Here is a 12819-nt window from a genome sequence, read left to right as displayed (position 1 = left end):
GATCGCGCATGCACTCGGTGCCGAGGTGACCGTGCTCTCGCAGACCCTGAACAAGAAGGACGACGGCCTGCGGCTCGGCGCCCACCACTATCGCGCCACGAGCGATCAGGAGACCTTCCGCGAGCTGCGTTCGTCGTTCGACGTGATCCTCAACACCGTGAGCGCCGTGATCGACCTGCGCTCCTACCTGAGCCTGCTCGACGTCGGGGGTGCGCTCGTGTGCGTCGGCGCGCCTGCCGAACCGCTGTCGGTCGGCGTCATGTCGCTGATCGGTGGCCGACGCTCGCTCGCCGGCAGCAACATAGGCGGCATCCGCGAGACGCAGGAGATGCTCGACTTCTGCGCCGAGCACGGTCTCGCCGCGGAGATCGAGGTGATCCCGGCATCCGAGATCAACGCCGCCTACGAGCGCGTGCTCGCTTCCGACGTGCGGTATCGGTTCGTGATCGACGCGGCCACTTTCGCCTGAATCTCGGGATCATACGCCTGAATTTCGGTATTAGGCCACGGCTCGGTCTCCGTTATGTAACATTCCACGTGACCACCGCTCGAGGTGTGTCAACGGATCGGAGATCGGAGATTGTATGTGCCCTGGATTTGGTCGGCGAGAGTTCATCGGCTTCGCGATGGTGTCGGCGGCAGCTGCCGCCGTGCAATCGAGGCTTCCGGCAACAGATCCGACAGCTCCTCAGGCTCTCGGTAAGGGCGCACTGCAGACAGCGGTCGACGCGGCCGCACCGGCACCCACCGTCGCGAAGCCCACCGACGATGCCACCCGGAAGCTGAATGCGCTCCGCACGAAATTCACGGTGCCGACGACGGAGCTTTCGGATGTGGCGGGGACGATCTCCGCCGACGGGAAGACCCCGATCGGAGCGGTCGCGGTCATGGAGCTCGCGGCGGCCTACGCCAAGGACACGAATATGTCGTGGAGCAAAGCGCTGCAGTTCAGCGTTGACGCGAATGCTCACAACGCGGCCGACACCGACCCCGACGCAGGCTCGGACGGTGGCAAGGCGGCCGTCTCGAATCGCGCACTCTTCGCGAACGCGTCGAACTGCTTGAAGCTGTGCGCGACGGGGATTCTGGGGAATGCGGAGTACACCAGCTCTGTGACGGCCGGCGGAGTAGCGGGCGGTGAATACAGCTTCCCCGTGTATCCGTCGGATATGACATACATCGTCAACGGCGCGACCAACACGCCCGGTGCCGGTCAGGCCGGGGCGCTGCGAGACCTGAGCAGCGCGCTGTCGAACCGCGCCATCGTGTGCGACTACAGCAACTTCTGCATCGGGGCGACCAACTCGCTGGCGTCGACGTCCGGGGGGAAGACGCCGCCATCGCAGCAGTGGGCGCAGACGCTCTTCGACGCGCGCTCGACCACCGGATATCAGAACTATCTTCGCGAGGTGAACGCCGACGACTCCCTCCGAGACGCCGAGAAGTACTGGCATGCCAAAGAGTCCGAGACACTGAACATCCTCAACGAGGGACTCTCTCTTCGTGTGGGAGCAGTGCAGGCGAGCGCGTACCTGGCCACACCCTTCGACGACATGCTCGCCGGCAAATACCCGGAGCCTGTCGCCGCCTACGACCAGACCATTCAGCACTACATTCTCGCGAAGGCCCAGGCGACCGTCGCCGGGTCTTCGTCCTCGAGCCTGAAGAGCGTCCTCGCATCCTTCGATGCCCTCCTCACCCTGTTCACCGAGAAGCCCGAGGACGTTCCCGGACTCGAGCAGAGCGTGGCCATCAGGAACGTCTTCATGCGGCTGACCTCCTTCGAGTACCTCGGCAAGTCGAGCGGGATCTTCACGGACGATCAGATCAATGAGGCCCTCGGCGCCGGAGGCAAGCTGATCACCGACAACACAACCGTCAAGGCGAAGTTGAGCACTGCGTTGCTCGCGTTCAACAGCAGCGGGATCCTCGGCAGCATCTCGGCGGTGATCGGAGTCACGCGACTCGTGCTCGAGTCCCTGCTGCTCCACGATGCCATCGGTAAAGGCGAGGTCTCTCCGGCTCAGGCCATCGGCTTCACCGCGCGCATCGTCGCTGTGTACTCGTCGTTCGGGGCGCTCAGGAACCTGACGATGTCATTCCTGACGGCGGCTCCGACAGCGGCGCGCACGGCGGCTCGGATCCTCAGTTGGAACACTGTCTCTCCCGAGATGTATGAGATGACGACGGGAGCGATGTGGAGCGCGGTGAGGCCCGCTGCAGACATCCCGACGGAGGCGCAGGCGGCGTCGACGAGCTTCGCCGACGCGATGTCCAGCACCTCCAGCAAACTGGTCGATACCGCCGAGGACAGGGTGACGGTGTTCTTCACACAGGCCTCGGCGGACGCCGGTGCCAAGGTGCCTTCCGCTCAACGTGCTGTGGCCTCGCAGGCTCTCACTAGCGCAGTCGAGACCGCGAGCACGCGCATCGTGGAGCAGGCGTCCATCGAGCAGGGAGCCATCCTTGCGAAACCGTCCGCCTCCCTGGCGTCGAAGGTCTTCACTGCATCGCTCGCGGGGGCGGGGCTCATCGCGGATCTGCTGTTCGTCAGCTCGGATATCGCCGCCATCGTCGCCGGCGGCGGCATGGTCGGGGCTTCCACCTGGCTGTGGCTCGTCTCGGACGGTATCGCCGTCGTGGCGTCAGGAATCGGAGTGGGTATCGCTGTGTCGTTGTTCACGGCATCCTCGCTCAACTTCGTCGCGCTCGGACTCACGCTCGCGGCGGCGATCATCGGGCTCATCGCCGGCGCGATCAGTCTCCCGAACGTCGCGAAGCAGACCAGGGACGAGATGACAGCGACGTTCCAGCGCCTCGAGAACGACGGCTATCTGCGGGAGTGGGGCCGGAAGATCGCCTTCATGGCGGTGTACTTCCACGCTCTCAACGCTGAGGAGCCCGTGCGTTTCGTGGATCCGTCGAAATCGCTCTTCGATGTGCAGGGGAAGGCGTTCGAGATCTTCGCGGCGTCCACAGGGGCGACGGACTGGGACAAGTTCAAGGAGTGCCGGAGCAGCCTCGTGGGGGTGGCATAGCACTCGGCGCATGCCATGTCCGCCGCCGCGGATAGCCTGAGCGGATGACCTCTCTTCTCACGGGCCCCGATGCCCGCGACCGCTGCGCCTGGGTGGGCGACGACGTCGAGTACCGCCGCTACCACGACGAGGAGTGGGGTGTGCCTCTGCACGGCGACCGCGCCCTGTTCGAGAAGATGGCGCTCGAGGGCTTCCAGGCCGGACTCTCGTGGATCACGATCCTGCGCAAGCGCCCGCGGTTCCGAGAGGTGTTCGCCGGGTTCGAGCCCGAGGCGGTGTCGGAGTTCGATGAGGCCGATGTCGAGCGGCTCATGGCGGATGCCGGCATCATCCGCAACCGCGCCAAGATCCTGGCCACGATCGGCAACGCTCGCCTGGTGCGCACGATGGCGGAGGGCGAGTTCGACCAGCTGATGTGGTCGTTCGCCCCGCCGGCATCCGACACCCGTCCGGCGTCGTTCGCCGAGGTTCCGGCGGTCACTCCGGCGTCGACGGCGATGAGTAAAGAGCTGCGTCGACGCGGGTTCCGTTTCGTCGGGCCGACCACCATGTATGCGCTCATGCAGTCGGCCGGGATGGTCGACGATCACATCGCCGGATGCTGGCGCGCGTAACGGAGGGTGATGGGGATATCTGCCCATCGAGTGATATTCCGCGACGCGGTTAGGATGTACGAGTGCTCAGCGGCCAGTCGGGCCTGCGCATGAGTAATCGGAGAGTGTGACCCTGGGGGGGAACCGGGCATGAAGGCCTTGTCATGGATGCGCGCGCGACCCAAGACGCTGGCGTCTGCCGCCGGCGTCACCGTCGGCGTCATCGCCATCACGACCATGGCCTTCACCTATGAGGGCTTCCCGACCACCAAGGTCGACCTGAACGACGGTGGCGTCTGGATCACCAAGACCTCGAGCCTGCTCGTCGGCCACTTCAACCACGAGTCCACGATCCTCGACGGCGGTCTGCGCACCACCAGCGAGAACTACGACATCCTCCAGGCCGCCGCCAACGTGCTCGTCGTCGACCAGAGCGCGTCCACCGTCACCGCGATCGATCCGGCCCGGGTCTCGCTCGGCGACTCCACGATCATCCCCTCTTCCGCCAAGGTCGCCATGGGGGCGAACACGGCGGCCATCCTCGACGAGAAGTCCGGCGACCTGTGGGTCGTGCCGGTCAAGGGCATCGCCTCCTTCGAGATCGAGGCGGCGGAGCCCATCGCCGAGCTCGGCGAGAACTCCGACGTCACGGTCGCCGACGACGGCACCGTCTTCGCCCTCTCCGGAGAACGCGGCGAGGTCGTCACCGTCCCTGTCGACAACGAAGGTGCGCCGGGCGAGACATCGGCCGCGTCGGTCGGCGAGCTCGACCTGTCGGCGCGCCCCACCATCACCGCCGTCGGACGCACGCCGGTCGTGTTCGACGAGGCGGCCGGAGTCGTCACGACGCCGGGAGGCCTCCGCACAGAGGTCGAGGGCGCGGCGGATGCCGTGCTGCAGCAGGCGTCGGCCGAGACCGACGCCGTCGCCATCGCCACCCCGACCGCACTCCTGCGCGTGCCGCTCGACGGCGGCGAGCCGGAGCAGACCTCTGCGGGCAGTGAGGGCACCGCTGCGGCACCGGTCTGGCTCCGTGGCTGCACCTACGGGGCCTGGGCGGGGTCGGCGACCTTCATCCGCGAGTGCCCCGGCGACAACAATGACGTGAACGCCCCGATCGACGGCGCCGAGGAATCCGCCAGCCTGACGTTCCGCGTCAACCGCGACGTGATCATCCTCAACGACGCCGTCGGCGGCGCCGCCTGGATGGCCAACGAGAGCCTGCAGCGCGTCGACAACTGGAACGACCTGACGCCGCCCGAGGGCGAGACGGAGAACCAGGAGGACTCGACCGAGGAGACGGTCGAGACCACGCTCCCGGAGCGCAGCGAGGAGAACACGCCTCCCATCGCCGAAGACGACTCCTACGGCGTGCGCCCCGGCGCCACGACGCTGCTCCCCGTGCTCGACAACGACAACGACCCCGACGGCGACGTGCTCGTCGCAGCACTCGCCGAAGCGCAGCCGTCCATCGGGACCGTGCAGCCGATCAACAACGGCGGCTCGCTGCAGATCACCGTCGGCGAGAAGGCCTCCGGCACCGCCAGCTTCACCTACGAGGTCGATGACGGACGCAAGGGCAAGGACACCGCGGTCGTGACCCTCGCGGTGCACGACTGGAACGAGAACGCCGGTCCCACGTCGAAACGGAAGACCTCGCTCGCGGTCGAGACCGGCGGCACGATCTCGTACAACATCCTGCCGGACTGGATCGACCCCGACGGCGACGACATCTACCTCAAGGAGGTGCTCGCCGCCCCCGGCGACGAGGTCGACTTCAGCAAGGACGGTCAGATCACCTACAAGGCGACCGCGAGCCTGCAGGGGCGCAAAGACGTGCAGGTCACCGTCGCCGACGCCTTCGGCAAACTCGGCACCGCGACGATCGCCCTCGACGTGCGCCCGCAGGGCTCGACGAACCCCAAGACCAACGCCGACCACGTGATCACGCGGGCCGGCGAGCAGGTCACCGTCGCCCCGACCGCGAACGACACGAGCACCTCCCGCGAGCAGCTGCGTCTGAGCCGGGTGCTCGACACGGCCGGGGCGACGATCGTCCCGAACACGGCGAACAAGACCTTCTCCTTCATGGCGGAGAAGCCCGGCGTCTACTACGTGCAGTACCAGGTCACCACAGGCCCGAAGAACGGCGAGGGCATCGTCCGCGTCGACGTGATGCCCGAGTCGGAGACCGACCTCCCGCCCGTGGCCGTCCGCGACGTCGCGCTGCTGCCCACCGGCGGCGATGTACTGCTGGGCGTGCTCAACAATGACACCGACCCCGCCGGCGGCATCCTCGTCGTGCAGTCGGTGTCTCTGGAACCGAACAGCGGCATCTCGGTGTCGGTGCTCAACCACGAGACGTTGCGGATCACGGATCAGGGTGCGCTCGAAGAGCAGGTGCGCGTCAAGTACCGCATCTCGAACGGCTCCAAGTCGGCCGAGGGCGAGGTCGTGGTCATTCCGATCCCCGCGCCGGACGAGCTCCTGCAGCCGATCGCGAATCCCGACACGGCGACCGTCCGCGTCGGCGACGTCGTGACCATCCCGGTGCTCGACAACGACACCCACCCCAGTGACGACGTCATGCACGTCGAGCCCGAGCTCATCGAGCCGTTCATCGATCCGGAAGACGGCGAGGCCTTCGTCTCGCAGGACGCGGTGCGCTTCAAGGCGGGCCCCGAGGCGAAGACCGTGTACCTCACGTACGAGGTCTCCGACTCGCGCCAGCAGAAGGCTGCCGGCTACGTCACGATCCAGATCCTGCCCATCGACGAGGAGAACAACGCAGCTCCCCGGCCGCAGGATCTCGTCGCCCGCGCCCTGGCCGGCACCGAGGTGAACATCGCGGTGCCCCTCGACGGCATCGACACCGACGGCGACTCCGTGGAACTCGTGGGCATCGAGTCGAGCCCCGCCAAGGGACGCATCACGAACGGCCCGAACTACTTCACGTACGAGGCGTCCGACGGGGCGTCCGGTGTCGACGTGTTCAAGTACCGCGTGCGCGATCGGCTCGGGGCAGAGGGCGTCGCGACCATCCGCGTCGGCATCGCCCCCACCGAGCAGATCAATCAGCCTCCGTACGCGGTGAAGGATGCGGTGGTCGTGCGACCGGGCCGCGAGATCGCCGTGCCGGTGCTCGCGAACGACTCCGACCCCGAGGGTGACAAGGTGTCGCTCCTCAAGGACGGCCTCGAGCTTCCCGACGGGCTGGAGGCGCGCGTCTCCGGTGACCGGGTGCTCGTGCAGGCGCCGAACGGCCCGACCGAGACCTCGCTGCAGTACACCGCAGTCGACGCGCGTGGTGCCGAAGCCACGGCGACGCTGCAGATCACGGTCGACGAGGATGTTCCGCTGCAGGCGCCGGTCGCCCGCGACGACCGGCTGCAGCCGGTGGACCTCAAGGATGGTGGCCTGAGCGCCGACCTCGAGATCCTCGCCAACGACGAGGACCCCGACGGCACCACCGACAGCCTCACTGTCGAGGTCGGTGAAGGGGGAACGCAGCTCGAGAACGGCAAGGTGCGCGTCACCGTCACCGACGAGCTGCAGCTGATCCGCTACACGCTCGTCGACCGCGATGACCAGCGGGCTTCGGCATTCATCTTCGTGCCGTCGCGCGCCGATCTCCGCCCGACACTCACCTCCACGAAGCCGCTCGAGGTCGTCAGCGGCGAGACCGAGGAGGTTCCGCTGTCGGAGTACGTCACGGTCGCCGGCGGAGGCGACGTGGTGATCACTGAGAAGGCGAAGATCAGGGCGAACCACGCCGACGGCTCCGACCTGCTCAAGGATGCGAAGACCCTCGTCTACACCTCGGCCAAGGGATTCTTCGGACCGGATGCCCTCACGTTCGAGGTGACCGACGGCGATGGGCCGGACGACCCCGAGGGCCGCAAGGCCACGCTCAGCATCCCGATCAACGTGCTGCCGCCCGAGAACCAGCAGCCCACCTTCGTGCAGGGGCAGGTCAACGTCGCCCCCGGCGAGCCGGCGACCTCGCTCGACCTGGTCGCCCTCACCGACGACCCCGACCCCGAAGACGAGGGCAAGCACGACTACTCCCTCGTCGGCGGCGAGGAGAAGGGCGTCTCCGCCCGCATCGACGGTGACGACAAGCTCGTCGTCGAGGCCGCGTCGAATGCCAAGAAGGGCACTGCCGTCGCGCTCAAGATCCGCATCTCCGACGGCACGACCGAACCGGTCGAGGGCACAGTCCAGGTCACGGTCACGGCGTCGACGAGGCCGATGCCGGCGGCGAACACCGACACGGTCGCCGAGGCGGATGCGGGCAAGACCATCACGGTGCCCGCCCTCGCGAACGACTACAACCCGTTCCCCGAGACACCGCTGAAGATCGTGACCGCGGTCGCGGAGTCGGGCTCCGGCGAGGTCACGTTCACCGACAGCGAGGTCACGGTCACCCCGAACGAGTCGTTCGTCGGAACGCTCGTCGTCCGCTACCGCATCCAGGATGCGACCGAGGATGCCGACCGCGAGGTCAACGGCCAGATCGTGGTCACCGTGCAGGATGTGCCGGATGCGCCGGGCGTCCCGGTGATCGCGAGCGTGCAGGACCGCACTGTCGTGGTGTCGTTCTCGGCACCATCGAACAACGGCGCCGAGATCACGAAGTACACCGTGAAGTCGGTCGGCGGCAGCGCGTACACCAAGGAGTGCCAGTCCACCACCTGCACGCTCGACGGTCTCACCAACAACGTCGAGTACACGTTCCAGGTGACCGCGACCAACCGCGTCGGCGAGTCCGATCCGTCCGCCCTGTCGGCGCCCGCACGCCCCGACGCACGTCCGGACACCCCCAACCCGCCGACCCTGAAGTTCGGCGACAAGTCGCTCCAGGTGTCGTGGGTCACCCCCACCACGCCGGGCTCGCCCGTCGATCGGTACACGCTCGAGATCTCGCCCGCGCCGCCTTCCGGCGTGACGCAGAAGGAGGTCACGGGCAACTCGATCACGTGGGAGGGGCTGGAGAACGGCTCGGACTACCAGGTGAAGGTGCAGGCGCACAACAAGGCGCCCGACCCCTCCAGCTGGAGCGGCTGGTCGGCGTCCGAGATTCCGGCCGGACCTCCGCTGGCACCGGCTGCCCCGACGACGGTCGAGCTCTCGCCCGTCGGTAACCAGGCGCAGATGCAGGTGAACTGGACCCCGCCGGACAAGAACGGCGACGCGATCCGCGGCTACAAGCTCGAAGTGCTGCGCGGCGGCCAGGTCGTGCGCACCATCACCCCCGGCCCCGAGGCGAGGAGCCAGGCGGTCGTCGTCGACACCTCGGAGACGGCGTACACCTACCGCATCCAGGCCTACAACAAGGCCGGCTGGGGCGATATGAGCGCCCCGTCCGCACCGCGCCGCGGCGTGATCGCACCGGGCGCGCCGACGAGTCTGAAGGTCACCAAGGAAGCCGATCGGGCACTGGTCATCGACTACCGTCCGGGGTCGAGCGGTGGCGCGTCTCCTGGCGAGATCACCTACCAGTACCGGCTGAACGGCGGCGACTGGAACACGATGCCGGGCAACAAGACCATCGGCGGACTCACGAACGGTCGCGACTACACCGTCGAGGTGCGGGGCGTCACGCGCCTCGCCACAACGGACTTCGACGGGTCGACCTATGCCGGTGCCGTCTCGAATGCCGCGAAGGGCAACCCGTACGGGAAACCGAACCCGCCGGAGGTCAGCGCGGAGTCGCTCGAGAGCCAGGTGCGGTTGAACTGGAACGCGAACGGCTCAGACAACGGACGAACGATCACCGAGGTGCAGGTCAGCATCGACGGGGGTGGGTGGCAGGGTGTCGGCATGACCGGTTCGACCAACGTGGGTACGTATAGCGAGAGCCACAACATCAAGGCGCGCGCGAAGGACAGCACGGGCGTCTGGTCGAACGAGAGCCCCACGAGAGGCGCGACCGCGCAGGCCAAGCCGCAGCCGCGTTGGTGGGCGTCGCAGGGTCCGGACTCCGGCAACTGCAACCCCGATACCTGTTACAAGCTCAACCTCAACACGGCGAACGTCCCCGCCGGCAGCTACATGATCCGCTGCCTCGACAACGGCCAGCCGTACCGCTCGTCGTCCGGTCAGACCTCGACCTACAACCGGTACAACGTGCCGGCGAACGGCACGATCACGCTCTCGTGCTGGCACGGAGGTATGAACCGCACGCTGCAGGCCGACATCCAGGGCGTCGGTTGGTCCGAAGGCACCACCTGGCCGTAACGGCCACGGCTCCCGCTACACGAACTCCCTCACGACAAAGGAATCCCACCCTCATGACAATGACCCCCGAGCAGGCCGCCTGGTTCCAGGGCACCTTCCAGCGACTGGTCGAGAACGTCGACAAGGCGGTGCAGGGCAAGAAGGAGATCGTCGGTCTCGTGATGGCGTCGATGCTCGCCGAGGGCCACGTGCTCCTCGAGGATGCCCCCGGAACCGGCAAGACGAGCCTCGCCAAGGCGCTCGCTGCGACCGTGCAGGGCACCAGCGCGCGCATCCAGTTCACGCCCGACCTGCTGCCGTCCGACGTCACGGGTGTGACGATCTACGACCAGCAGTCGCACCGGTTCGAGTTCCACAAGGGCCCGATCTTCGCGTCGATCGTGCTGGCCGACGAGATCAACCGCGCCTCGCCGAAGACGCAGTCGGCGCTGCTCGAGGTCATGGAGGAGTCGCGGGTCACGGTCGACGGCGTCACGCACGAGGCCGGTCGCCCGTTCCTCGTCATCGCCACGCAGAACCCGATCGAGCAGGCGGGAACCTACAAGCTCCCCGAGGCCCAGCTCGACCGCTTCCTGATCAAGACGTCGATCGGGTACCCCGACCTCGCGGTCACGGAGAGCATCCTGGCCGGAGCATCCGACCGCAACCCGTCGGCCGGCCTCTCGGCGATCATCACGACGAGCGCCGTCGCCGACATGGCCGACCTCGCCGCGACCGTGCACGTCGAGCCCGCCGTGCTGCGCTATGTGGCGGAGCTGGCCGAGGCCACCCGTGAGGACGGGGCGATCCGCCTGGGCGTCTCGGTGCGTGGTGCGATCGCGATGATCCGCATCGCCAAGGTGTGGGCCGCTGCGCAGGGCCGCCACTTCGTGCTGCCCGACGACATCAAGGCCCTCGCGCGGCCCGTGTGGCAGCACCGTCTGCTGCTCGACGCCGAGGCGGAGTTCGCCGGTACGAGCAGCGACACCGTCATCGCCCGCGTCCTCGACGGCGTCGCGGCACCTCAGGCCCGAGCAGCGGCCTGATGACCGCGGAGGCTCTTCAGTCGGCGCCGCCGCAGACGGAACGCGACGCCGGATGGCGTGACATCGCGGCCGTCATCGGCGCGCGCGTGCTGACGCGCCTCCGGAAGATCACCGCGGCGATCCGCCCGCTGGCCTGGGTGCTGATGGCCATCGCCGTCGGCTTCTGGGTGATCGGGCAGATCGCCGGCTGGTCGGAGTTCACGATCGCCGCCGCAGTCATCGCGATCGCCGTGGGCGTGTGCGCGCTGTTCCTGATCGGCCGCACCGCCTACGACGTCTCGCTCGACCTCGCCCGCACCCGCGTGGTCGTGGGGGAGCGCGCGGTCGGCGCCCTCACCCTGGCCAACCGCGGCAGCAGGGCCATCCTGCCCTCGCGCGTCGTGCTCCCCGTCGGCTCCGGCCGCGGCGAGTTCGGCATCCAGCGGCTCGCACCGGGAGAGGAGGCGGAGGAGCTCTTCGCCATCCCCACCCAGCGCCGCGGCGTGGTCAAGGTCGGGCCCGTGAGCGTCGTCCGCGGCGACCCGCTCGGACTCTTCGAGCGCGCGCACCGCCGCGACGAGCCGGTCGACCTGTTCGTGCACCCGCGCACCGTGCTGTTCGACGGCCAGTCGCTCGGCTACCTGCGCGACCTCGAGGGGCTTCCGGCCGCGGACCTCTCCCGTGACGACGTCTCCTTCCACGCGCTCCTGGAGTACCAGCCCGGAGACGACCTGCGTCACGTGCACTGGAAGTCCACCGCCCGGACGGGCACGATGATGGTCCGTCAGTACGAGGAGACCCGTCGCTCGCACTTCGTGATCGGCCTGTCTCGCTCCCTCAACGAATACGCCACGGCCGATGACTTCGAGCTCGGCATCTCCGCAGCGGGCTCGATCGGCCTCCGTGCCCTCCGCGACTCGCAGCGCGTCGACGTGCGCGTGCAGGGCCGGGAGCTGCCCGCCGGCACCGGCAAGCAGCTGCTCGACTCCCTCGCCGCCGTCGAGAACAGCAAGGCGAAGGAGGGCGGGATCGCCGACCTCGCCGGCATCGTCTCGGCCACGATGCCGCTCGCCAGCGTGGTGGTGCTCGTGTGCGGCTCCCGCGTGCCCTCCGACGACCTCCGCCTCGCCTGCTCGCGGCTGCCCTTCGGCGCCAAGGTGCTCGCCGTCGTGACCGACACGACCGCGACCGCACCGACGCTGCGGCGTATCGGCGATGCCGACGTCGTCACGGTCGGTGCGCTCGAACAGATTCCCCTCGCTCTGCAGAAGGTGCTCGCATGACCGCGCCCGCCACCGCGTCCGCCACGCTGACCCCGCGGCGTTGGATCCTCGACCTCGGGGCGACGGCTCTCCTGGTCGCGACGTCGATGGTCGGATTCTGGCCGACCTTCGCCGGGCCCTCCTTCCTCCCCGCCGTCATCGGCGGCATCCTGCTCGGCCTCGCGATCGCGGCCGTCGCGACGTGGCGTCGCTGGGGCATCCTGATCATCGCGGGGCTCACCGTCGCCGCGTACTTCGTGTTCGGCGCGGCGTTCGCGCTGCCGCAGACCGCGATCCTCGGATTCATCCCCACGCTCGAGACGCTGCAGAAGCTCGCGCTGGGCACGGTCACCGCGTGGAAGCAGATGCTCACCACGGTCGCCCCGGTGGCAGCGGCCGACGGTCACCTGATCGTCCCGTTCCTGCTGGCACTCGTGGTGACCACCCTGACCGCCTCGCTCGCACTGCGCCTGTCGCAGGTCGCGTGGGCGCTGCTGCCGGCCGGCGTGCTGCTCATGCTCGTGATCGCGCTGGGCACCCCGGAGCCGGCCTTCCCCCTCGTGCAAGGGCTCGTGTTCGCCGTGGTGAGCATGTCGTGGCTGGCGCTGCGCCAGCTCTGGGCGCCGCAGAACATGGCCGTGTCGGTGAGCGAGGTCGATCCGTCCCGCGCGGCGCACATGCG

General features: G+C 68.1%; 6 protein-coding genes and 1 pseudogene. All 7 read left to right on the top strand.

Annotation, left to right across the window (positions count from 1 at the left end):
- Positions 1-469, top strand: a 469-nt coding sequence (locus tag ACNPM4_RS16560; protein WP_448986408.1) for a zinc-binding dehydrogenase, incomplete at its 5' end; no start/stop codon positions are given.
- A gap of 115 nt (positions 470-584) precedes the next feature.
- On the top strand, positions 585-3038 hold the full coding sequence (locus ACNPM4_RS16555) for a hypothetical protein (protein WP_448986407.1): 2454 nt from the start codon (positions 585-587) through the stop codon (positions 3036-3038).
- A 44-nt stretch (positions 3039-3082) separates the two neighbouring features.
- Positions 3083-3652 carry a DNA-3-methyladenine glycosylase I gene (locus ACNPM4_RS16550; protein ID WP_448986406.1) on the top strand — a complete coding sequence of 190 codons (570 nt, stop codon included), beginning with the start codon at positions 3083-3085 and terminating at the stop codon, positions 3650-3652.
- Positions 3653-3781: 129 nt separating this feature from the next.
- Positions 3782-9871, top strand: a complete 6090-nt coding sequence (locus ACNPM4_RS16545) for an Ig-like domain-containing protein (RefSeq protein WP_448986405.1) — start codon at positions 3782-3784, stop codon at positions 9869-9871.
- A 53-nt stretch (positions 9872-9924) separates the two neighbouring features.
- Positions 9925-10896, top strand: coding sequence for an AAA family ATPase (locus ACNPM4_RS16540; protein WP_029261313.1), 972 nt, complete (start codon positions 9925-9927; stop codon positions 10894-10896).
- Positions 10896-12158, top strand: coding sequence for a DUF58 domain-containing protein (locus tag ACNPM4_RS16535; RefSeq protein ID WP_448986404.1), 1263 nt, complete (start codon positions 10896-10898; stop codon positions 12156-12158). The genes ACNPM4_RS16540 and ACNPM4_RS16535 overlap by 1 nt, the downstream gene beginning before the upstream one ends.
- Positions 12155-12819: pseudogene (locus ACNPM4_RS16530) on the top strand (transglutaminase domain-containing protein); the annotation flags it as partial. The gene ACNPM4_RS16535 and the pseudogene ACNPM4_RS16530, both read left to right, overlap by 4 nt.

The sequence above is a fragment of the Microbacterium umsixpiens genome (assembly GCF_053543675.1).
The sequence above is the reverse complement of the archived record's forward strand: the minus strand, read 5'-3'. Positions and strand labels throughout refer to the sequence as shown.

What these genes read in the sequence shown, in the direction of transcription:
- ACNPM4_RS16540 (WP_029261313.1), top strand. Translation starts at nt 9,925, where the DNA reads ATGACAATGACCCCCGAGCAGGCCGCCTGGTTCCAGGGCACCTTCCAG.
- ACNPM4_RS16545 (WP_448986405.1), top strand. Translation starts at nt 3,782, where the DNA reads ATGAAGGCCTTGTCATGGATGCGCGCGCGACCCAAGACGCTGGCGTCT.
- ACNPM4_RS16550 (WP_448986406.1), top strand. Translation starts at nt 3,083, where the DNA reads ATGACCTCTCTTCTCACGGGCCCCGATGCCCGCGACCGCTGCGCCTGG.
- ACNPM4_RS16535 (WP_448986404.1), top strand. Translation starts at nt 10,896, where the DNA reads ATGACCGCGGAGGCTCTTCAGTCGGCGCCGCCGCAGACGGAACGCGAC.
- ACNPM4_RS16555 (WP_448986407.1), top strand. Translation starts at nt 585, where the DNA reads ATGTGCCCTGGATTTGGTCGGCGAGAGTTCATCGGCTTCGCGATGGTG.